Below are 21,439 nucleotides of genomic sequence, written 5' to 3'. Positions count from 1 at the left end.
AGGCAGCGAGGGACAAAACTGATTGATTGGATAGAGGATTACAAACGATCAGCACGTGTTCGCCTTCATTCGACAATGATAGTCATAGCGCTGCTCTGGGGAGCGTGGAAGGAGAACGGTGAGGGTGTTTGTGAACAACATCACACGAGGTCCGTCCCTCTAATATGCTCTAAACACGAACATTACGTTTTGACTGGAGGTTTTTATTTCGCGTTTTGCTGAATCGTGTTAGAATGAGAGTGAATGAATCAAGGAGGCGCCGCAGTTGGGCCTATGAATTAAAGGGGGATATGTATGAGTAAGATTGCCAAGCAAGATCCGGAAATTTATGCAGCGATTCAAGATGAATTAGAGCGTCAACGAACAAAAATCGAGTTAATTGCATCTGAAAACTTTGTCAGTGAAGCGGTTATGGAAGCACAAGGCTCCGTTCTGACAAATAAGTATGCAGAAGGGTACCCAGGTCGTCGCTATTATGGTGGCTGTGAGCATGTGGACGTAGCAGAGAATCTGGCTCGCGACCGTGCGAAAGAACTATTTGGAGCAGAACACGTAAACGTTCAGCCTCACTCAGGAGCACAGGCCAATATGGCAGTCTACTTCACGATCCTTGAACAAGGGGACACAGTTCTAGGTATGAACTTATCTCATGGTGGACATCTGACTCACGGAAGTGCCGTCAACTTCAGTGGAATTCAATATAATTTCGTAGAGTATGGTGTGGATGAAGAAAAGCACCTGATCAATTACGAAGATGTTAGACAAAAAGCGTTAGAGCACAAGCCGAAGCTGATCGTAGCGGGAGCAAGTGCCTACCCAAGAGCGATCGATTTCGCTAAATTCCGCGAAATCGCAGACGAAGTGGGAGCCTACCTCATGGTGGATATGGCTCACATCGCTGGTCTTGTAGCGGCTGGTCTTCACCAGAACCCGGTTCCTTATGCAGACTTTGTGACCACAACGACTCACAAAACATTGCGCGGACCTCGTGGCGGTATGATCCTATGCAGAGAAGAATTTGCTAAGAAAATAGACAAGTCTATTTTCCCTGGAATTCAAGGTGGCCCGCTTATGCACGTGATCTCGGCTAAAGCTGTTGCTTTCGGTGAAGCACTGCAGGAATCTTTCAAAGACTATGCACAGAACATCATCGACAATGCGAATCGCTTAGGTGAGGGTCTTGTAAAAGAAGGAATCAATCTTGTATCAGGCGGATCTGATAACCATCTATTGCTAATCGACCTGCGTTCACTGGGACTGACTGGGAAAATCGCAGAGAAAGTGCTTGATGAAATCGGGATTACCGTTAACAAAAACACGATTCCATTCGATCCGGAAAGTCCATTCGTAACAAGTGGAGTACGTATCGGAACGGCAGCTGTTACGTCCAGAGGATTCGGGCTCGAAGATATGGATGAAATTGCTTCCATCATGGCGTTGACTCTTAACAACCATGAAGACGAAGCGAAACTCGAAGAAGCACGCAAACGTGTCATCGACCTGACAAGTAAATTTGAATTATATCCTGAAAGATAATAGATGATGACCTCTTCGCCAGGGACGGACCTGGTGGGGAGGTTTTTTTATGGGTAGGGGTGGAGGTGATATTCCATAATTTGTTAAAATACGCAATTACATAGTAAAATGACGCAAATAAAGCAAAAATGACGCAATCAGAAGCAAAAATGACGCAATCAGAAGCAAAAATGACGCAATAATCATGAAAACGACGCAATTACCTCAGTCCCAAGCCTCCTGGGCTACACTCACCCAGTCAAAATAAACAAAACCTCATCGAGGAGGTCTATCCCAACTCCAATTTTCTCAATTCTAACGATTCCATTACACTTCCCATCTCATGTTGCTCTTAAATTGTCTTTTATGTACAATAGTCTGAGGTGTAAAGGAAGTAGACAAACTATTTTTACATAAAATCGAATTTAAAGGAGAGAGTCGAATGGGCAAAGTATATGTATTTGATCATCCGTTAATCCAACACAAATTAACGTTTATTCGTGATAAAGAAACAGGTACGAAGGAATTTCGTGAGCTTGTTGACGAAGTGGCAACATTGATGGCGTTTGAAATCACCCGTGATTTACCGTTAGAGGATATTGATGTGGAAACACCAGTAAGCAAAGCGAAGGCCAAGACTCTTGCAGGTAAAAAATTAGGGATTGTTCCTATTCTGCGAGCAGGACTGGGAATGGTCGACGGAATCCTTAAACTGATCCCGGCTGCCAAAGTGGGACATGTTGGTTTATATCGTGACCCGGAGACTCTTAAACCGATTGAATATTACGTAAAACTTCCAAGTGATGTGGAAGAGCGTGACTTCATCCTGGTCGATCCAATGCTTGCAACAGGGGGATCCGCTGTAGAAGCCATCAACTCATTAAAGAAGCGTGGAGCGGTAAGCATCAAGTTCATGTGCCTCGTTGCCTGTCCAGAAGGGGTAGACGCTATCAAGGAAGCGCACCCTGACGTGGATATCTTCATCGCGGCTCTTGATGAGAAGCTGAATGAAAAAGGCTACATCGTTCCTGGTTTAGGGGACGCAGGAGATCGTTTATACGGTACGAAATAATTTGAATCAGAAATGAAAGCCGGATTATCGACATTGGATAATCCGGCTTTTTTATCTAATAATGATTAAACTACATAGTATTTTAGTTGGAAGTATTTACATTAAATTCAAGGGTTACTCATAAAACGAATTTTCTATATAATGGAGGGGCATGTGAAGGTAGAATCTATGGATTTGTTAATATAGTGAGCAACCTGCGGAAAAAGGCTCCGTTTTTCGAGATGTCCAGCTCCGGGGGCTTGGGGCTCGAGGTCATAAGCTGAATTGACCAAAAAGGCAAAGAACGCCTTTCCGGTCAATTCATCTTATGCTTGTCGCCTCTGACCAACCCGCCTCCGCTTTTCGAGATGTCCAGCTGCGCCTCCTAGTCCCTCGAGGTCATAAGCTAAATATGCCAAAAAGGCAAAAAGCGCCTTTCCGGCATATTCATCTTATGCTTGTCGGGCCTGACCAGTCGGCTCCGCTTTTCTAGTAAATGTGTTAAAAATGTGAACAATCTGGAAACGCGTGGATAGGTTGTGAACTTTTTAACTTGAACGCATTGACATAGATAATACCCTATTGTATGCTTACAAAGGGTATCAAATGATAAGGTTTTCACAAGGGTTGAACCCGTATGGAAACGGTTTTTCATCATTTGTACAGTGTGAACGATTTTCCACTAAATCACATGTGTGGAGATGAATAATATGCGTCAAAATGATCGGCGCCCGTATCAATCGATGGTCTTGTATTCTGCTATTCTTTCCCAGCTTGTTGGTTCTATCTTAATAGGGATCTTCGGCGGGAGATGGTTGGATGGAATATGGAGCACCACACCACTTTTCTTAATTATTGGACTACTCCTTGGGCTCGCAACAGGAATCTACACCATGCTCCGTACAGTCCAACATTTCAATTCGGGAGATTAATGTATGCCAGAACTTCAGCAATTGTTTAACAGGCATCGTAAGTACATATTTTTCCTCCTTTCCCTTTACGTCCTCGGTTGGGGTTTTACTTCCTATCAGTCTATTTTCCTTGGGCTTATTTTGGGGACAGGCATCAGTCTGTTTAGTCACTGGCTGATCATGAGGAGAACCGTGCGATTCGGTGATGCAGTAGAATCTGGTCAAAAGGTTCGGTCATTGGGAACCTTCTCAAGGATGGCAGGTGCGGCGTTTGCAGTCATTATTGCAACGGAATACCCTGAGCACTTTCATCTCCTGAGCGTCATTATGGGATTAATGACAATTTACCTTGTCATTATGATAGATTATTTTATTCAGCAGCTTTTAGCTCATAAATAGCGGGGAAGAGAGGTGAATTTCATTGCATCATGAAAATCCTACAGCCGAGTTTCTAGGGTTAACTTTTAACCTGGCGAACGTACTGATGATCACAGTGGCAAGTGTCGTTGTTTTCCTAATCGCCGTTCTGTCAACTCGTAGACTGGCCATGAAACCAACAGGAGTGCAAAACTTTATGGAGTGGGTCATGGACTTTGTCAAAAATATCGTGAAAAGTAATATGGATTGGAAAACAGGTGGTCGTTTCCATCTCCTTGGACTTACTTTACTCATGTACATTTTCGTTTCGAACATGTTAGGACTTCCGTTCTCGGTAGTCATTGACAACGAATTATGGTGGAAGTCACCAACAGCGGATCCAGCTATCACTATGACCCTTGCGGTTATGATCGTAGTGTTAACACACTATTATGCCATCAAGATGAAAGGCTTCGGTGAATACGGTAAAGACTTCTTCAGACCTATGTCGTTCTTATTCCCGCTGAAGATCATTGAAGAATTTGCCAATACACTAACGCTTGGTCTTCGTCTTTACGGTAACATCTACGCTGGGGAAATCCTGCTTACTTTATTGGTAGGAAGCCTCGCACACATGGGAGCAGCCGGATTACTGGGTGCCATTATCCCGACGATTGTATGGCAAGCTTTCTCAATCTTTGTCGGCGCAATCCAATCATTTATTTTTGTTATGTTAACGATGGTTTATATGGCTCACAAAGTCAGCCTGGACCATTAATATATACCCTGTTCAAAATTGAACAAAACTACTCAAAACATTTTTCATACATTTAAAGGAGGAAATTCAGAATGGGTCTTTTAGCAGCAGCAATTGCAATCGGTTTAGCAGCACTAGGTGCAGGTATTGGTAATGGTCTTATTGTTTCACGTACGGTAGAAGGTATGGCTCGTCAACCGGAAGCTCGTGGAATGCTTCAAACTACAATGTTCATCGGGGTTGCGTTAGTAGAGGCGATTCCTATCATCGCAGTAGTTATCGCATTCATCGTAATGGGTCAATAATAGCAGCTTGAAGTTCAAGATGGCGAAGATCATTCGATAAGAACCTTCGCCATTCCTTTATGTTTAGTACTTATGAACATATGACTATGAATGATACGGCATTTGCCGTTATTGTACAGCTTTCTTTAGGGAAGGCATTGACTCTTGAAGGGAGTGAAACCTCGTGCTTACAAACGCATTAGTCCTTGGAGCTGGTGGCTTCAACGGTGGAGATATCGTATTCCAGCTTGTAATGTTCCTTATCCTTCTTGCGTTATTGAAGAAGTTTGCCTGGGGTCCTTTGATGGGCATCATGCAAGAGCGTGAGAATCATATTGCAGGCGAAATAGAAGCGGCTGAACAAAGCCGTCTAGAAGCAAATAAGAGCTTGGAAGAACAGCGTCAACTTTTAAAAGAGGCTCGTCAAGAAGCGCAAGCGATGATCGAGAACTCTAAGAAGCAGGGCGATGTGCAACGTGAACAAATCATCATTGCCGCTCGTCAGGAATCTGAGCGCTTGAAAGAATCTGCGAAACGTGAAATCGAGACGCACAAAGAACAAGCGATGACAGCATTACGCGAGCAGGTTGCTTCACTATCTGTTCTGATCGCATCGAAAGTGATTGAAAAAGAACTTTCTGTTCAAGATCAACAGAAGCTGATCAACGATTATATTAAAGAGGCAGGAGAAGAGCGATGAGCTACTCTACAGTCGCAAAACGCTATGCGTTAGCTCTTTTCGATATTGCCAAAGAACACAATCAATTAGAAGCGATTGAACAAGAGCTTCGCACAGTGAAATCCGTTTTTATCCAAAATAAAGAATTAAGCATCCTTTTGGAAAATCCGAAGTTTTCGACGGATAAGAAGAAAGACTTGTTGAAAGAAGCGTTCTCAAGCGTTTCAGTACCAGTATTGAATACACTGCTTCTTATGACTGATCGTCATCGTGAAGATCAGGTAGTGGGCGTTGTCGATGCATTCATCGAGCTTTCTAATGAAGCTAGAGGAATCGCAGAAGCAAAGGTGTACTCCGTACGTGCTTTAACAGAGGATGAGAAGACAGCAATATCAGCTTCTTTTGCTAAGAGAATTGGGAAACAATCATTAAGAATTGAGAATGTGATAGACGAGAACATACTTGGCGGACTTAAGGTCCGTATCGGCAACCGTATTTATGACGGAACACTTGCTGGCAAGTTGGATCGTCTTGAGCGTGAACTTGTTCGTTAACTTTCGTATAAATGAGGGGTGAAATTCATGAGCATCAAGGCGGAAGAAATCAGCGCGCTGATAAAAAAGCAAATTGAAAACTATCAGTCTGAGATGAAAGTAAGCGATGTAGGTACAGTTATCCAAATCGGTGACGGTATCGCTCGTGCTCATGGCCTCGACAATGTCATGGCTGGAGAGCTAGTTGAATTTTCTAACGGTGTCATGGGTATGGCACAGAACTTAGAGGAAAACAACGTAGGTATCATCATTCTCGGACCATTTAAAGACATTCGTGAAGGCGATGAGGTTCGTCGTACTGGACGTATCATGGAAGTTCCAGTAGGACAGGAATTAGTAGGTCGTGTTGTAAACTCACTTGGACAACCAGTTGATGGATTAGGTCCAATTGCGACAACGAAAACACGTCCAATTGAAGGCGGAGCACCTGGTGTTATGGATCGTAAATCCGTACACGAGCCACTTCAAACTGGTATCAAAGCGATCGACGCACTAGTTCCAATCGGTCGTGGTCAACGTGAGTTAATCATCGGAGACCGTCAAACAGGTAAAACATCGGTTGCGATCGATTCGATCCTAAACCAAAAAGATCAAGACATGATCTGTATCTATGTGGCGATCGGACAAAAAGAATCAACAGTTCGTAATGCAGTTGAAACGCTTCGTAAGCACGGTGCCCTTGATTACACAATCGTTGTAACGGCATCAGCTGCTTCACCAGCTCCAATGCTATTCTTAGCACCATACGCTGGTATCACTATGGGTGAAGAATTCATGCATAACGGCAAGCACGTTCTTGTTGTATATGATGATCTTTCTAAGCAGGCATCGGCTTACCGTGAGCTTTCATTATTATTACGTCGTCCTCCAGGCCGTGAAGCATTCCCTGGTGACGTATTCTACTTACACTCTCGTTTACTTGAGCGTGCAGCGAAGTTAAGTGATGCAAAAGGTGGAGGTTCCATCACAGCATTGCCATTCGTTGAAACACAAGCAGGAGATATCTCCGCTTACATTCCAACAAACGTTATCTCCATCACTGACGGACAGATTTTCTTACAATCTGACCTATTCTTCTCCGGTGTTCGTCCGGCGATCAATGCAGGTCTTTCCGTATCACGTGTTGGTGGATCCGCACAAATCAAAGCGATGAAGAAGGTTTCCGGTACACTGCGTCTTGACTTGGCCGCATACCGTGAACTTGAGGCATTTGCTCAGTTCGGATCAGATCTTGATAAAGCGACACAAGCGAAACTGAACCGTGGAGCCCGTACTGTTGAAGTACTGAAGCAGGATCTTAACAAACCACTTAATGTTGAAAAACAAGTTATGATCTTCTATTCACTAACAAAAGGTCATTTAGATGATATTCCAGTAACAGATATTCGTCGTTTCGAAGGTGAATTCCTAAGCTGGTTAGATCACAACCATACAGAACTGTTAGACCATATCCGCACAACAAAAGGTCTTCCTGAAGACGATGCAATGAAAGCTGCGATCAACGAATTCAAGAAGACATTTGTAAAGTCTGAGTAATTTCATAGGATGTCGGTGTTCATTCTAATGACGCCGGCTGATTATTCTATTATTTAGTTGGTTCTAGTGAATATGACTAACATTTTAAAAGGGTGGTGAGAACCAGTGGCATCGTTACGCGACATAAAAACTCGTATTACATCTACGAAGAAAACCAGTCAAATTACGAAAGCAATGGAAATGGTCTCTGCCTCTAAATTGAACCGTGCGGAAACGAATGCGAAAGCCTTCGTCCCTTACATGGAGAAAATTCAGGAAGTCGTTACTTCCATTTCCCTTGGTAGCACAGATGTAACGCATCCGATGCTAGTCTCCCGCCCCGTAAAAAAAACCGGCTACTTGGTCATTACATCTGACCGCGGTTTGGCGGGGGCTTATAACTCGAGCGTCATTCGTGCTGTAAGTAATGCGATTAAAGAGCGTCACAGCTCTCAAGATGAATACGCCATTATTGCGTTAGGTCGTATTGGAAGGGATTTCTTCCAAAAACGAGGCGATAATGTAGTGGAAGGTATTGTAGGGCTACCAGATCAGCCAAACTTTGCAGACATTAAAGACATTGCCAACAAGGCAGTCAGCATGTTCTCAGATGGTGCTTTTGATGAGCTTTACATGTACTACAACCACTATGTCAGTGCCATTCAACAAGATGTTACCGAGAAGAAGGTTCTTCCTTTAACGGAGCTTGATTCTTCTTCATCGAAACTAACTTCTTATGAGTTTGAGCCTAATGCTGAAGAAATTTTGGAAGTGTTGCTCCCTCAATATGCTGAAAGCTTGATTTACGGAGCGTTACTTGATGGTAAAGCCAGTGAGCACGCGGCCCGTATGACAGCAATGAGAAACGCAACAGACAATGCGAAAGAAATCATTAACAGCCTTACACTTTCTTATAACCGTGCGCGTCAAGCAGCGATTACCCAAGAAATCACGGAAATCGTCGGCGGGGCAGCAGCACTCGAATAGAAATGACATTCCGGGTCGGCCGGATTACAACATAGTTTTGTCGTCAAAAGCTAGTTAGGAGGGAAAGAGATGAACAAAGGACACGTTCTTCAAGTAATGGGTCCAGTTGTCGATGTCAAGTTCGCTAATGGCCAACTTCCTGATATCTACAACTCATTAAAGGTCCAAATTGCAGATAGAGCTGAACTTACATTAGAGGTTGCCCTTCACCTAGGTGATGATTCTGTACGTACAATCGCGATGGCTTCCACAGATGGTTTACAACGTGGAGCTGACGTGCTTGATACAGGAGCACCAATCTCTGTACCAGTAGGGGATATCACATTAGGTCGTGTATTCAACGTTCTAGGTGAATCAATCGATTTAGACGAGCCTCTTGCAGCAGGTATCCGTCGTGATCCAATTCATAGACAAGCACCTACATTTGATCAGCTTTCTACAGAAGTTGAGATTCTGGAAACAGGTATTAAAGTAGTAGACTTACTTGCTCCTTACATCAAGGGTGGTAAGATCGGTCTATTCGGTGGTGCCGGTGTTGGTAAAACCGTATTAATCCAGGAGCTTATCAACAACATCGCTCAAGAGCACGGAGGTATCTCTGTATTCGCCGGTGTTGGAGAGCGTACTCGTGAAGGGAATGACCTTTACCACGAGATGAGCGACTCTGGCGTTATCAAGAAAACAGCGATGGTATTCGGACAAATGAACGAGCCGCCAGGTGCGCGTATGCGTGTTGCCTTGACGGGTCTTACAATGGCTGAATACTTCCGTGATGAGCAAGGTCAAGACGTACTTCTGTTCATCGATAACATCTTCCGTTTCACGCAAGCAGGTTCAGAGGTTTCTGCCCTACTAGGCCGTATGCCATCTGCCGTTGGTTACCAGCCGACACTTGCTACTGAAATGGGTCAATTGCAAGAGCGTATCACGTCAACTAACGTAGGTTCTGTAACATCGATCCAAGCGATCTATGTACCTGCCGATGACTACACGGATCCGGCTCCTGCTACAACTTTCGCTCACCTTGATGCAACTACGAACCTTGAGCGTAAGCTTTCTGAAATGGGTATCTATCCTGCGGTAGATCCATTGGCATCAACTTCCCGTGCTCTTTCTCCGGAAATCGTAGGAGAAGAACACTACAGCATCGCTCGTAATGTTCAACAAACATTACAGCGTTATAAAGAACTTCAAGATATCATTGCGATCCTTGGTATGGATGAGCTTTCTGATGATGATAAGCTGACGGTACACCGCGCTCGTCGTGTACAATTCTTCTTATCTCAAAACTTCCACGTTGCAGAACAGTTCACTGGACAAAAAGGTTCTTACGTTGAAGTGAAAGACACGGTTAAAGGATTCAAAGATATCCTTGACGGTAAATACGATCACATTCCTGAAGATGCGTTCCGTCTAGTAGGTCCGATTGAGGATGTATTAGCAGCAGCTAAAGAAATGGGAGTAGAGGTATAATTAGGGACCAGGAGGGAAGAAAATGCAGACATTAAAAGTCAATATTGTCACTCCCGATGGCCCAGTGTACGATTCAGAAGTGGAAATGGTGAGCACGAAAGCTCAAAGCGGTGAGCTTGGAATCTTACCTGGACACATTCCGATGGTTGCTCCACTACAAATCGGTGCGGTTCGCCTGAAAAAAGGTGGCAACACTGAGCTTGTAGCTGTCAGTGGCGGATTCTTAGAAGTACGTCCTGAACAAGTGACAATTCTAGCACAGTCTGCTGAAACAGCAGAAGCTATCGATGTACAACGCGCTAAAGAAGCAAAAGGCCGCGCAGAAGACCGCATGCAGGCACAACAGGACGACGTAGACTTCCGTCGTGCCGAACTCGCTCTAAAGCGTGCCATGAACAGAATTAACGTTTCCGAACGTAACTTCTAATACAAACACCGAAAACCACCCTTTCCTTGTGGAAGGGTGGTTTTTTTGAATAGAGGGACGGACCTGTGTGTGAAAAACTTCAACAACGCAACTCAACTAAAAATTTTGTGAATTCCATATATCGTTACAGAATTATGTGGTAAAATGGACTTTGTGCGTCGAAATGATTATTAGGAGTGAGAAGAGTGATAGAAAGCTTTGGCCAGCAGGCCCTGATCAGTATGCTCGTGCATCTATTTATATTCGGGATCACATTTTGGTCTTTGCAATCCATCCAGCTAGACAAGCTCCTCAAGAAAAATCGAGTCGCTCAAGGGAGACTATTGTATATCCTACTAACGATCGCAATCGGCTCCGCCGTAAGCCGATTTTTACTGGATTATTATCTGTGGTCTCAAAGCTTGCCTGTTTTCTTTGAATAAATTGAGCTTCTGACATAAAATAGGTCTTCCTGCATGTTTTCATCAGGGCCTGTTTTAAGTAAGATTAATTTTGTGCTCGTTCCTTTGTGAAAAAGTTTCAATATGAAACGCTTTCATGTAACAGCCTGCCGACAACTCAATATTTGTAAAAAGATGACGACAATTTTCAAGTATGTTCTTCTCCTATTCGGACAGACTTTTAGGTAAGGGGAGGAATGGAAAATGACTCGGTATTTTTACATTATTTTAATCTTTTTTGTTGGATTAGGTTTTCTTCCTGTTATTAATGGGAACAACACTATCGAAGCCAATCATTTATTAGACATTGAAAAGCTTGACCAAGCCATTGTACATTCTCAAGGTCGGATAACTGAATGGTCTCTATATGCAAGAGAAAACAAAAAAAGCTTCACGAATAAAGGGTTTGCCAAATATAGTACTACTATGCAAGAAAGATTTTCTGATTTTGAGTGGGTGACGAAGAAATCAGCTGAAGAAGTAATGGTTGTGGGGCAACGTCAGACGTCTCACGGGGAAGAAACCATTAAGTTGCAGCATACCCTCACAAACAAGCAGTCCGTTTCGTATATTATGTATGAAATGCGCGGAGATCAGAAAGCGTTGGGAGAAAAGACGAAGCATTATATTAAGACTGAATTTATCCCAAATATGGAAATCATTTTTACTACTAAACCTATGATTTTCTCTTGTATAAAAGGCGAATTCAATGATAAGCTTGAGAAAGTTTTGTCGAATCAGGCTGTCGAATTAATGTCGAAATTAGACGCAAAAGAACTGGAATCACTAAAAGAAGAAGACTTTTATTCCATTTCAGCTTACTCGGAACAAATGTCACGGACTATACCAACAAAAAATGATGATATGAATATACAACTAGGTTTACGGAAAAGCGGAATGGGCGCTAAGACAACCTTTGTGATTGGCACACCCATCCTAATTATTGAATATTAATATAGAGAAATTGGACGCGGAGGGGAATACTCTTGGAAAAAATTATCGTCCGCGGCGGTCAGCGTTTAAGCGGTACAGTGCAAGTTGAAGGAGCAAAGAATGCCGTTTTACCAGTCATCGCTGCTACATTATTAGCAAGTGAAGGAAAAAGTGTCATTAAAAATGTACCACCACTCTCCGATGTATATACGATTAACGAAGTATTACGTCATTTAAATACAGATGTAGAGTTTAACCATGGTGAAGTCATCGTGAATGCATCAAGAGAGTTGTTTGTGGAAGCACCGTTCGAATATGTTCGAAAAATGCGTGCATCCGTTCTTGTTATGGGATCATTACTTGGACGTACAGGTAAAGCACGTGTGGCGCTTCCTGGTGGATGTGCCATTGGATCAAGACCAATTGACCAACACTTAAAAGGCTTCGAAGCAATGGGAGCAAAAGTGAAGGTAGGAAATGGTTTCATCGAAGCTGAAGTAGACGGAAGACTGAAAGGTGCCAAGGTTTATCTGGACTTCCCAAGCGTTGGGGCAACAGAAAACATTATGATGGCTGCCGTTCTTGCAGAAGGAACAACCATCCTTGAAAACGTCGCAAAAGAGCCTGAAATTGTCGACTTAGCGAACTTCCTGAACAAAATGGGAGGAAGCGTTGTCGGTGCAGGTACTGGAACGATCCGTATCGAAGGTGTGGACCGTCTATACGGTGTCGAGCACAGCATCATTCCGGACCGTATCGAAGCGGGAACATTCATGGTTGCCGCTGCCATTACTCAAGGTGATGTCCTTGTTAAGGGTGCGATCCCAGAACACTTATCTTCATTAGTGGCCAAGATGGAAGAAATGGGCGTTACGATCATCGATGAAGAAGAAGGTCTTCGTGTCATCGGACCGGAGAAACTGAAATCTGTCGATATCAAAACAATGCCTCATCCTGGTTTCCCAACAGATATGCAATCTCAAATGATGGCATTACTTTTAGCAGCTGACGGCACAAGCGTCATCACTGAAACAGTATTCGAAAATCGTTTCATGCATGCTGAAGAATTCCGTCGTATGGGAGCAGACATTAAGATTGAAGGCCGCTCTGTAATCATGAACGGACCAACGCCTCTTCAAGGAGCAGAAGTGGCTGCAACGGACTTACGTGCAGCAGCAGCTCTTTCGATTGCAGGTCTGGTAGCAGATGGTTACACTCGAGTGACAGAACTGAAGCATTTAGATCGTGGATATGTGAACTTCCATCAGAAGCTTGCAGGCCTTGGTGCCGATATCGAGCGTGTGAAAGAAGTGGAAGAAACACCTGTTTCTGAGCAAGACATGATTAAGGATGCGTAAGTATTAGATAAAAAGGTGAGCTTTTCTTTTATAGAAGAGCTTGCCTTTTTTGTTTGGGCACGTCAAAATCACTCTTAAAATATTCATAATTGCTTGTCCACTACCATACATATGATAGAGAGTGGAGAAGTGTGCTAGGACATTCTCCTATTTAATCTTTCATTGGAGGCCGCGAACATGAAGCATTTGAAACCAGTACTGATCATCTTCTCAATCTTTATCAGCATCATCTTTATTGTACCCACTCTTCTCGTGCTCCCATTTTCATCAGATAAGGAAACGGCAAACTTAGACGAAAAGCTGAAGAATACGCCATCCGTTGAAGAGCTGGCGAACTCTGTCGAGGTAGCGGTCTATCGCTCCAACCAGGACCTGATCGAGAAACTTCCTTTGGAGCAGTATGTAGTAGGGGTAGTGGCTGGTGAAATGCCTGCAGATTTTGAAAAAGAAGCGTTAAAAGCTCAAGCACTTGCTGCACGGACGTATATTGTGAATCAGCTTTTACTTGAGGACTCCACTGTTCCGAAGGGTGCCGATGTGACGGATACGGTCTCTCATCAGGTATATAAGAACCAGAAGGAGCTTGCTGGCCTCTGGGGTGCCGACTATGACTGGAAGGTCAAGAAAATATCCGATGCGGTCCTTGAAACGATGGGGCAGGTGCTGACCTATGATGGCAAGCCCATTACGGCAGCCTTTTTCTCAACGAGCAATGGTTACACAGAAAACTCTGAGGCTTATTGGCCGAATGAATATCCATATTTAAGAAGTGTCGAAAGCCCTTGGGACTCGGCGTCACCTAGATTCGAAGATCAAAAGGTTATCCCGATCAAAGAGTTTGAGCAGAAACTGGGCGTAACCCTGCCAAAGGATGGCTCGGTAGGAACGATCACGTCAAGAACAGAAGGCAAAAGGGTAGCAAGTGTTGAAATAAACGGCAAAGGATTCTCCGGCCGTGAGATAAGAGAGAAGTTAGAACTGAGATCCACAGATTTTTCCTGGTACCTGAAGGATAATCATATCGTCATCGCCACGAAAGGATACGGTCACGGAGTCGGTATGAGCCAATACGGAGCAAACGGAATGGCGAAGGAAGGCAAGGATTATCAAGACATCGTCACGCATTACTATAAAGACGTCAAAATAACAGAGTCAGATAAACTGCTGCAAAAAGTAACAGCCCAAAGATAATAAAAAGGATTGAGTCTGAAAGGTCAAGGTGACCAGACTCAATCCTTTTTTATATAGGCTTCAAACGTCTTCATCTTTCTCGTTAATGGATGATCAGGCTTTTTAAAATAAGTCCGGTTCACAATCCAAAAAAGGACAGTGACCCCTATCAGATCCTTCGCAGCGTCAATCATCGTTGCCGACCGATACGGAACAAAGGATTGATGAATCTCATCCACAAACCCATAAAAGACCGCAATTAACGCAGCGGTAAAATTCAAAGTGAACCGAAGCTTTCCATGTGCCAACAGAGCAACGACAAATAATCCATATAAAATACCGAATTCGACTAAATGGAGAGATTCTTTAATAAAACGATCCACCTGATTATCAGGAAAACGAATGACCGCATCATCCGGATTACTCGACATCACCCAAATAAGAATCATATAGACAAAAGGCGCAGCTGTCAGCCCATACGTAAGCAACTTCTTCATATGCAGCTCGTCCTTTCTGTTTGGTGTTATATCTTTATTGTATCATGGTCAGATGGAGCACGAACTCAGGAAATTCATGCTCTAAACAAGAAAATTTCATCTTATTTTTAAAATCATACATATTTTCCATCCCTTTGTCGAAAGATAAGAATTAAAAAATTTTTTCCGAATGTGTATATATTTTCTGAATTCTGTTCAGAATGATTGCTGAGGTGATGAAAATGAGAGAGGAAGAAAAGAAACAACCTTCTCAAAACTTTTTGAAAAGACGTTGGGCATACCCAGCAATCTATTTAGCAAGTGCAGCAATCATTATCACGGGGATTCTGTGGTACCAGGCAGGAAATGATGTAAACGAGAAAGCCAAGGATTACAGCTATGATGGAGTTCCTACTGACAATGAGTTCAACCAGCCTGCAGAAGAAGTCAATCGTTCATTGGAAAACTTTGTAATGCCTGTTTCAAGCCCTGAGGACACAGTGATCGAAAAACAATTCTACGACACTGAAGCATCAGCGGAAGAACAGGAAGCAGCCCTAGTCGTTTATGGTAACATGTATTATCCGAACCTAGGAGTCGACATCTCTAAAGATGGACAAGAATTCGATGTTCTGGCTGCCATGAGCGGTACAGTTACAAAGGTTCAAGAAGATTCCCTACTTGGTAACACGATTGAGATCGAGCACAGCAAAGGAATCGTTACTCGTTATCAATCAGTGAAAGACTTTGAAGTCGCGGTTGGAGATGTAGTCGATCAAGGACAAGCTATCGCTAAAGCAGGTAAGAGCTTATTCAATGAAGAAGCTGGCGTTCACGTACATTTTGAAATTCGTAAAGCAAATGTAGCCGTTAATCCACTGGAGTACTTCAATAAGTCCCTTGCAACACTTCAAGAAGCGCAGTTAGAAGACAAGAAGGTTTCAGGTGAACAGCCGGAAGCTGAAGCTGCACAGGAAAACGCAGCTGAAGATCAAGCTAGCGAAGACAAAGCAACAGAAGATAAAGCAACTGAAGAAAACGGTGCTGACGATGCAACTGAAGAAAAACCGGAAGCCGGGCAAAAGCCGAAACAAGAAAATGCTGATCAAAAAGACGACGCAGCCGATAATGGCTCTGACGTAAAAGACGAAGAATAATCATATAGATGAAAAAAGACTGACCGGTGATTTCCGGTCAGTTTTTTTGTTTTCAGATTTATTCCAATGGTAGGCTTAACCCTATAAAAAAATTTCCTCGGAAATTCGACAAAGGGGTTATTTTACTGGAAAAGTATTTACATATCGATTTTGTTTAATCGTGTTAACACATTCTTCATTATCTTTATTTTAACAAAATGATTCTTTAGTAAAGAGAAAAATCCAATGTAGATTTGTCGTTTTTTCTTTATTGACCAGGCTTTTTCCAATAAAGATAATGAGGGCATGAATTAAATTTCAGAAAATTTAATCTTTATTAACGGGAGGTTGTGTGATTCAGGAGACGCTTACATATTCAGGAGGTGAAACGTTGCTTTACTTCATCGCGATTTTACTCATAACAGGGGGAAGCATTTTTCTTGCAATGAGAAAGAAACGGGCTTTCTTCCTAACCATTCCATTCTTGTCTTTATTCATTTACTTTATTTTTCAAATCGCCATGGTCCCGATTCCGTTTTTTGAGACCGTGAAGTTTATTTTCAGTTTAAAATAATGAGCTTGAAAAGGGGTTACATAAATGAAGAAAATCGATAGAGCAAAAGCGGATCAGTATTTTAAAGAAAAAAACCGTTATATGGCAATGTATTTAGTGATATGGCTCGCCTCTTCCTTTGGGGTCGTGCTGTTTGCCGAAAGCCTGTCAACGATCACGCTCAATGGCTTTCCGTTTCACTACTTTATGGGGGCTCAGGGGTCGATTGTCATTTTCATCATCTTACTCTACATAAATGCGAAGGTGAGCGATGGAATCGATAAGAAGTATGGAATTGATGAAAGTAAAAATGAACAAATCAGTTACGGAAAGACATTGGATCATTAAACGGCTTCAACCAAATATATAGAACAGAGCAGGGGGAAACGATAAATGGATACTCAGTTTATAGTATCAACGTCGATTATTCTGTTGACGTTTGCGTTATATATCGGAATTGCTGTTTATAACAAAGCGAAAGCGACATCAGACTTCTATGTAGCAGGCCGGGGCGTGCCGCCGATCTTCAATGGGATGGCGATCGGGGCCGACTGGATGAGCGCAGCATCATTCATTGGACTGGCTGGTACCGTCATGATCCTCGGATATGATGGACTTGCCTACATCATGGGGTGGACGGGAGGATATTTGCTGTTAACCTTCTTACTTGCCCCGCAGCTTAGGAAATATGGACGCTATACGGTACCGGAATTCATCGGGGACCGGTATAACAGCCACACGGCCCGGGTCATTGCCGCGATCTGTACGATCATTATCAGTTTCACGTATAGCATCGGGCAGCTATCGGGTTCAGGGGTCGTAATCGGTCGGTTGTTCGAAATCGATGCCAAAGTCGGCACGATGATCGGAGTGGTGCTCATCGCCTTCTACGCCGCTTTCGGTGGGATGAAGGGGATCACGTGGACGCAGGTAGCTCAGTATGTTGTTCTGATTATCGCTTATTTAATTCCTGTTATTTTCATGTCCCTGCAAATTACCGGAAACCCTGCACCCTGGATTTCCTATGGGGAACTGGTAGGGAAAATCGGGGAGCTCGATCGTGAGCTTGGGGTCTCGGAATACTTCGCACCTTTTACAAACGGTACGAAGTGGCAGTTCATGGCTCTCATGTTTACGTTGATGGCAGGGACCGCGGGGCTTCCACACGTCATCGTTCGATTCTATACGGTTTCTACGATGAAAGCGGCTCGCTGGTCAGGAGCATGGGCACTTCTTTTCATCGGACTTCTCTATTTATCCGCACCTGCATATGCCGCATTTTCCCGCTTTATTTTAATGACAAAGGTAGCGGGAAGCCAAATCAGTGACCTGCCTTCATGGACGAAATCCTGGGTGGATACGGGGAAATTACAGGTCGCAGATGCAAATGGAGATGGGATCCTTCAGTGGAAGGAAATCATCATTTCCAATGATATCGTGGTCATGGCGACACCGGAGATTGCGAATTTAGGAGTGTTCGTCATCGGTCTCGTAGCGGCTGGTGCCATGGCAGCGGCGTTATCGACAGCGGGTGGGTTGATGATCGCGATATCTTCCTCCTTTGCTCATGATATTTACTATCGTGTATTCAGACCGAACGCGACAGAGAAAAATCGTCTGGCCGTTGCCCGTTGGTCGATCGTCATCGCGACGGTGCTCGCCGGAATCGTGGCTCTTAATCCACCAGGGGTTATCACCCAGATCGTCGCCTGGGCCTTCGCACTGGCATCTGGAACGTTCTTCCCGGCACTCTTACTCGGGGTATGGTGGAGACGCTCTAATGCCCAAGGGGTGATTGCAGGGATGCTTGTAGGGTTAGGGGTAACCCTTACGTACATCTTCCTGGCAAGATCGGGTGTTACCCTATTCGGCATCATTGATACGGGAGCTGGTGTATTTGGGGCAGCGGCAGCAACGATTGCCAATATCGTCGTGTCACTGATGACGAAAGCACCTTCTCAAAAGATTCAGGAAGAGGTAATGGATCTCCGTTACCCGGAACAAATGACCTTCAAGGACGGAGAAGTTTGGGTGAACGACGATGTCGATTTCAAAGCCTGACGGATCATTTCAAGAAGCTGTACTCCTTCATCCCTTTTTCAAGGGGATGGAGCGTAGTACGGCTCTTTCCCTTTTTACTGAGTGTAAGCGGCTTGAGGTGGGAAAACACTCTACTATACTGAAAAGCTTTGAACATCGTCTCGGACTCTATCTTGTTGTGAACGGAGAAGCAGAAGTCGTTGTGACAAAGGAAAAAGAAGAGATTCTCGAGATCATTTCGAAGGACGGGATCGTCGGCTTATCGAGTCTTTATTCAGTACTGAATACAGCGATGGATGAGAGTGTATATTCCTCGGTTGAGGTGAAGGCGAAGGAGGACTGTCTGCTCTGCCTCGTGCCTTATACCAGTTTGCAAAACTATTGGAATGAACCTTATTTGAAGAATTTTTTATTGGAGGAAACATCGAAACGACTTCAGGATGTTTATTATTCCTTGTCGCAGCAAGTGGGAGTGGCGCACGGGCTGGAAGAGCGGACGACGATTCTGAAGCGGGTGAGTGATGTGATGACGAAATCAGTCGTTACTGTCAGGAGTGAAGATTCCCTGGAGGATGCAGCGCGGGCCATGGGGGAAAACCGGGTCAGCTCTGTCATCATTCTCGAAAACAATCGCATCGCAGGAATCCTGACAGAACGAGACCTCGTCTCCAGATGCCTCGCAAGGTCCGTCCCTCTCACCAAACAGGTAAAAGAGGCCATGACCCCCAACCCAACCGTCATCACCCGTCACGCCTATCTGTACGAAGCCCTCGCCGCCATGATCGACCACTCCATCAAACACCTGCCCGTTGTCGGGGGCGAGGAGAGGGACGGACCTATCGTCGGCATCATCACCCTCTATGAAGTAATGAAAGCGAACCATATCGGGGCCCTGACGAGTGCAAGGAAATTGGAGAGCAAGGATTTCCCCCTGAAAAAGGTCAGACCTATGGCAGAGTCGATACTTACGAGCCTTTGGGAAGCACAAGCTCCGGTATATCACATACTCGATTTCATGTCAGGGCTATTCGATCGTATTTATCAGCGAATCTTAAGGCAGGTGGAGGAAGAGTTGCTTGGGGAAGGACGGGTCATCCCTTGCTCGTATGCTTTTTATGTCATGGGCTCAGCGGGGAGGAAAGAGCAGTTTATGCTGACCGATCAAGATCATTTCCTGGTTTATGAAAAACATAGTAAAGGAGCGGGGGAATATTTCTGTGATTTTGCTGAACGAGTCGTCGTTGAATTAGAAAAGACAGGGCTGCGTCTTTGTGACGGTGGAATGATGGCGAATCAGAAACCGTGGACGGGGAGTATGGGTTCCTGGCAGGAACGATTGAGAGAATGGTCGGTCCATTCGTCAGAGGAGGCTTTATTGAAAGTGCAAAACTTCTTTTCCTATCGTTTTTTATTTGGGGAGGAAGCACTTCATTCAACATTTGAAGACGCGATAAAAGATCAGCTCCGTAGTTCAAAAATATTATTGGTACGGCTGGCTCAAGTGGAAAAAGCCAAGCCGGTGCCTGTCCTTCACTCCTCCATCCGTTCAATATTAGGCTTGGACCGAAAAACGGTTTCCATCAAGAAAGACATTCTGTTTCCTTTTCATCATGCACTCCAGATTCTGAACGCGGCTCATGGTAATACTTCGGGGGCGACTCGAGAGAAGCTGGATTATTTGAAAGAAAAAGGGTCGATTTCGTCGGGGTTTGCAGAAGAATTATCCGAAGCATTCCAGGAATTAATGAAGCTATATATAGAGTTGAAGCGGAAGGATCAGGGAGATACGGTACACCTCTCCTCACTCTCCACCATTAAAAAAGAAAGTCTATACAGAAGTGTGAAAACGATCCGTGAATTTCAACAAATGATGTTATCTCATTACTCCTTAACGTAGAAGGGATGTGAAGGTTTTCATTTTTTTAAAGAAAAAGATCCAATGTCCGCTCCACTATGATTCCGTCCCTCTGAACACTAACATTGAAGACCTTACGTTTGTTGTCTTTGATACCGAAACGACAGGCTTTCGCGTCGGAGCGGAGGATCGGCTGCTTGAAATCGGGGCGGTTAAAGTAAAAGGGTATGAGGTAAAGGAAAACATCACATTTCAGACATTTTCCAATCCTCATCGACTCATTTCTCAGGAAATAATCCAGCTGACGGGAATTCAGTCAAAAGATGTCGAACAAGCGCCGGAAGCAAGGGATGCCATCGATGACTTCTTCGCTTTTTTAGAAGGAAATACCGTGAATAGTCTGGTTGGGCACTATGTAAGCTTTGACGAACTCGTGATGAAGAGTGAACTGAAGCGGGCCGGACTTCATCTACAGATGGCACCGAGCCTGGACACCCTTAATCTAATCGGATACCTTTCGCCCTCATATGATATGAGAGATCTCGAGCGGTATGCCCAGTTGTTCGGGACCAGGTTGTATCCGAGACATCGGGCGTTGAACGATGCTCTTATGACGGCTTATTTGTTTGTAGAATTATTGGAGCTGTTAAGAGATCGGAAGGTGGAGACCTGGGGGGAATTGGTTCGGGTCAGCCGGGGAAGTGGGTGAAAGGACACCTATCGGATACATTCACGTGGATGATTTCCCTCCTAAAACCAAGTGAAGGTCCGTCCCTAAGAGTGATTTTTCAGAAAATTCACCCCAAACCTTGTCCTTATTGTGCTTTTTGTGCATATATGTGGGCACAAGCTAATAAAATGATACAAACCTATTAAAATAGAGAGTGTTTGAGGTGAGGAATCGTCGTTATATCATTGATCATTAGCTGAATATTTGTTTATATGTTGTAACATCAGGAAGCTGCCGT

At 44.0% G+C, this 21,439-nt stretch carries 23 protein-coding genes; 22 read left to right on the top strand and 1 reads right to left on the bottom strand.

Annotated features, from left to right (window positions below; all coding sequences use genetic code 11):
- The first annotated feature begins 294 nt into the window (after positions 1-294).
- The 16 genes from DET59_RS08355 (at position 295) to spoIID (ending at position 14,432) form a co-directional block, all read left to right on the top strand.
- Entirely contained in the window at positions 295-1,536 is a 1,242-nt protein-coding gene (locus DET59_RS08355) for a serine hydroxymethyltransferase (protein WP_113969238.1), read from the top strand.
- Between the two features lie 421 nt (positions 1,537-1,957).
- Positions 1,958-2,587 (top strand): uracil phosphoribosyltransferase, encoded by a 630-nt coding sequence (gene upp, locus DET59_RS08350; RefSeq protein WP_098351501.1) that lies wholly within the window; start codon positions 1,958-1,960, stop codon positions 2,585-2,587.
- Between the two features lie 689 nt (positions 2,588-3,276).
- Positions 3,277-3,498 carry an AtpZ/AtpI family protein gene (locus DET59_RS08345; protein WP_113969237.1) on the top strand — a complete coding sequence of 74 codons (222 nt, stop codon included), beginning with the start codon at positions 3,277-3,279 and terminating at the stop codon, positions 3,496-3,498.
- A gap of 3 nt (positions 3,499-3,501) precedes the next feature.
- A complete protein-coding gene (locus DET59_RS08340) occupies positions 3,502-3,876 on the top strand; it encodes an ATP synthase subunit I (protein WP_113969236.1) in 375 nt (124 codons plus the stop codon).
- 22 nt (positions 3,877-3,898) lie between these two features.
- Positions 3,899-4,612 carry a F0F1 ATP synthase subunit A gene (gene atpB / locus DET59_RS08335; RefSeq protein ID WP_113969235.1) on the top strand — a complete coding sequence of 238 codons (714 nt, stop codon included), beginning with the start codon at positions 3,899-3,901 and terminating at the stop codon, positions 4,610-4,612.
- A gap of 71 nt (positions 4,613-4,683) precedes the next feature.
- A complete protein-coding gene (gene atpE / locus DET59_RS08330; RefSeq protein ID WP_044339990.1) occupies positions 4,684-4,896 on the top strand; it encodes a F0F1 ATP synthase subunit C in 213 nt (70 codons plus the stop codon).
- Between the two features lie 163 nt (positions 4,897-5,059).
- Entirely contained in the window at positions 5,060-5,575 is a 516-nt protein-coding gene (locus DET59_RS08325; protein ID WP_113969234.1) for a F0F1 ATP synthase subunit B, read from the top strand.
- On the top strand, positions 5,572-6,108 hold the full coding sequence (locus tag DET59_RS08320) for a F0F1 ATP synthase subunit delta (RefSeq protein ID WP_113969233.1): 537 nt from the start codon (positions 5,572-5,574) through the stop codon (positions 6,106-6,108). Before DET59_RS08325 ends, DET59_RS08320 begins: the two co-directional genes overlap by 4 nt.
- 27 nt (positions 6,109-6,135) lie before the next feature.
- The gene (gene atpA / locus DET59_RS08315; RefSeq protein WP_113969232.1) at positions 6,136-7,644 is read left to right on the top strand and encodes a F0F1 ATP synthase subunit alpha; all 1,509 of its coding nucleotides are present in this window, start codon (positions 6,136-6,138) and stop codon (positions 7,642-7,644) included.
- A 105-nt stretch (positions 7,645-7,749) separates the two neighbouring features.
- Positions 7,750-8,610, top strand: coding sequence for a F0F1 ATP synthase subunit gamma (locus DET59_RS08310; RefSeq protein ID WP_113969231.1), 861 nt, complete (start codon positions 7,750-7,752; stop codon positions 8,608-8,610).
- Between the two features lie 69 nt (positions 8,611-8,679).
- The gene (atpD, locus tag DET59_RS08305; RefSeq protein WP_113969230.1) at positions 8,680-10,083 is read left to right on the top strand and encodes a F0F1 ATP synthase subunit beta; all 1,404 of its coding nucleotides are present in this window, start codon (positions 8,680-8,682) and stop codon (positions 10,081-10,083) included.
- A 22-nt stretch (positions 10,084-10,105) separates the two neighbouring features.
- Positions 10,106-10,510 carry a F0F1 ATP synthase subunit epsilon gene (locus tag DET59_RS08300; protein ID WP_113969229.1) on the top strand — a complete coding sequence of 135 codons (405 nt, stop codon included), beginning with the start codon at positions 10,106-10,108 and terminating at the stop codon, positions 10,508-10,510.
- Positions 10,511-10,695: 185 nt separating this feature from the next.
- Positions 10,696-10,932 (top strand): DUF1146 family protein, encoded by a 237-nt coding sequence (locus tag DET59_RS08295; RefSeq protein ID WP_113969228.1) that lies wholly within the window; start codon positions 10,696-10,698, stop codon positions 10,930-10,932.
- Between the two features lie 222 nt (positions 10,933-11,154).
- Positions 11,155-11,904, top strand: coding sequence for a YwmB family TATA-box binding protein (locus DET59_RS08290; protein ID WP_113969227.1), 750 nt, complete (start codon positions 11,155-11,157; stop codon positions 11,902-11,904).
- A gap of 32 nt (positions 11,905-11,936) precedes the next feature.
- On the top strand, positions 11,937-13,241 hold the full coding sequence (murA, locus tag DET59_RS08285) for a UDP-N-acetylglucosamine 1-carboxyvinyltransferase (RefSeq protein ID WP_113969226.1): 1,305 nt from the start codon (positions 11,937-11,939) through the stop codon (positions 13,239-13,241).
- Between the two features lie 177 nt (positions 13,242-13,418).
- Entirely contained in the window at positions 13,419-14,432 is a 1,014-nt protein-coding gene (spoIID, locus tag DET59_RS08280) for a stage II sporulation protein D (RefSeq protein ID WP_113969225.1), read from the top strand.
- Between the two features lie 38 nt (positions 14,433-14,470).
- Here spoIID and DET59_RS08275 read toward each other — a convergent pair whose 3' ends face one another.
- Positions 14,471-14,908 (bottom strand): VanZ family protein, encoded by a 438-nt coding sequence (locus DET59_RS08275; protein ID WP_113969224.1) that lies wholly within the window; start codon positions 14,906-14,908, stop codon positions 14,471-14,473.
- Positions 14,909-15,129: 221 nt separating this feature from the next.
- On the opposite strand from DET59_RS08275, the gene DET59_RS08270 reads away from it, so the two are divergent.
- From DET59_RS08270 to DET59_RS08245, 6 genes are all read left to right on the top strand, one after another.
- Positions 15,130-16,044, top strand: a complete 915-nt coding sequence (locus DET59_RS08270) for a stage II sporulation protein SpoIIQ (RefSeq protein WP_113969223.1) — start codon at positions 15,130-15,132, stop codon at positions 16,042-16,044.
- A gap of 370 nt (positions 16,045-16,414) precedes the next feature.
- A complete protein-coding gene (locus tag DET59_RS08265) occupies positions 16,415-16,597 on the top strand; it encodes a hypothetical protein (protein ID WP_113969428.1) in 183 nt (60 codons plus the stop codon).
- A gap of 24 nt (positions 16,598-16,621) precedes the next feature.
- Positions 16,622-16,924 (top strand): DUF4212 domain-containing protein, encoded by a 303-nt coding sequence (locus DET59_RS08260; RefSeq protein ID WP_113969222.1) that lies wholly within the window; start codon positions 16,622-16,624, stop codon positions 16,922-16,924.
- A 45-nt stretch (positions 16,925-16,969) separates the two neighbouring features.
- On the top strand, positions 16,970-18,637 hold the full coding sequence (locus DET59_RS08255) for a sodium:solute symporter family protein (protein WP_113969221.1): 1,668 nt from the start codon (positions 16,970-16,972) through the stop codon (positions 18,635-18,637).
- The gene (locus DET59_RS08250; protein ID WP_113969220.1) at positions 18,618-20,513 is read left to right on the top strand and encodes a DUF294 nucleotidyltransferase-like domain-containing protein; all 1,896 of its coding nucleotides are present in this window, start codon (positions 18,618-18,620) and stop codon (positions 20,511-20,513) included. Before DET59_RS08255 ends, DET59_RS08250 begins: the two co-directional genes overlap by 20 nt.
- Positions 20,514-20,520: 7 nt before the next feature.
- The gene (locus DET59_RS08245; protein ID WP_113969219.1) at positions 20,521-21,180 is read left to right on the top strand and encodes a 3'-5' exonuclease; all 660 of its coding nucleotides are present in this window, start codon (positions 20,521-20,523) and stop codon (positions 21,178-21,180) included.
- Positions 21,181-21,439 lie beyond the last annotated feature (259 nt).

It is taken from the genome of Rossellomorea aquimaris, from assembly GCF_003315075.1.
In the GTDB taxonomy this organism is placed as follows: Bacteria; Bacillota; Bacilli; order Bacillales; family Bacillaceae_B; genus Rossellomorea; species Rossellomorea aquimaris_C.
The sequence above is the reverse complement of the archived record's forward strand: the minus strand, read 5'-3'. Positions and strand labels throughout refer to the sequence as shown.

Excerpts from the sequence above, each read along its gene's own strand:
- DET59_RS08355 (WP_113969238.1), top strand. The coding sequence starts at position 295 with ATGAGTAAGATTGCCAAGCAAGATCCGGAAATTTATGCAGCGATTCAA.
- upp (WP_098351501.1), top strand. The coding sequence starts at position 1,958 with ATGGGCAAAGTATATGTATTTGATCATCCGTTAATCCAACACAAATTA.
- DET59_RS08345 (WP_113969237.1), top strand. The coding sequence starts at position 3,277 with ATGCGTCAAAATGATCGGCGCCCGTATCAATCGATGGTCTTGTATTCT.
- DET59_RS08340 (WP_113969236.1), top strand. The coding sequence starts at position 3,502 with ATGCCAGAACTTCAGCAATTGTTTAACAGGCATCGTAAGTACATATTT.
- atpE (WP_044339990.1), top strand. The coding sequence starts at position 4,684 with ATGGGTCTTTTAGCAGCAGCAATTGCAATCGGTTTAGCAGCACTAGGT.
- DET59_RS08320 (WP_113969233.1), top strand. The coding sequence starts at position 5,572 with ATGAGCTACTCTACAGTCGCAAAACGCTATGCGTTAGCTCTTTTCGAT.
- atpA (WP_113969232.1), top strand. The coding sequence starts at position 6,136 with ATGAGCATCAAGGCGGAAGAAATCAGCGCGCTGATAAAAAAGCAAATT.
- atpD (WP_113969230.1), top strand. The coding sequence starts at position 8,680 with ATGAACAAAGGACACGTTCTTCAAGTAATGGGTCCAGTTGTCGATGTC.
- DET59_RS08300 (WP_113969229.1), top strand. The coding sequence starts at position 10,106 with ATGCAGACATTAAAAGTCAATATTGTCACTCCCGATGGCCCAGTGTAC.
- DET59_RS08290 (WP_113969227.1), top strand. The coding sequence starts at position 11,155 with ATGACTCGGTATTTTTACATTATTTTAATCTTTTTTGTTGGATTAGGT.
- spoIID (WP_113969225.1), top strand. The coding sequence starts at position 13,419 with ATGAAGCATTTGAAACCAGTACTGATCATCTTCTCAATCTTTATCAGC.
- DET59_RS08275 (WP_113969224.1), bottom strand. The coding sequence starts at position 14,908 with ATGAAGAAGTTGCTTACGTATGGGCTGACAGCTGCGCCTTTTGTCTAT.
- DET59_RS08270 (WP_113969223.1), top strand. The coding sequence starts at position 15,130 with ATGAGAGAGGAAGAAAAGAAACAACCTTCTCAAAACTTTTTGAAAAGA.
- DET59_RS08260 (WP_113969222.1), top strand. The coding sequence starts at position 16,622 with ATGAAGAAAATCGATAGAGCAAAAGCGGATCAGTATTTTAAAGAAAAA.
- DET59_RS08255 (WP_113969221.1), top strand. The coding sequence starts at position 16,970 with ATGGATACTCAGTTTATAGTATCAACGTCGATTATTCTGTTGACGTTT.
- DET59_RS08250 (WP_113969220.1), top strand. The coding sequence starts at position 18,618 with ATGTCGATTTCAAAGCCTGACGGATCATTTCAAGAAGCTGTACTCCTT.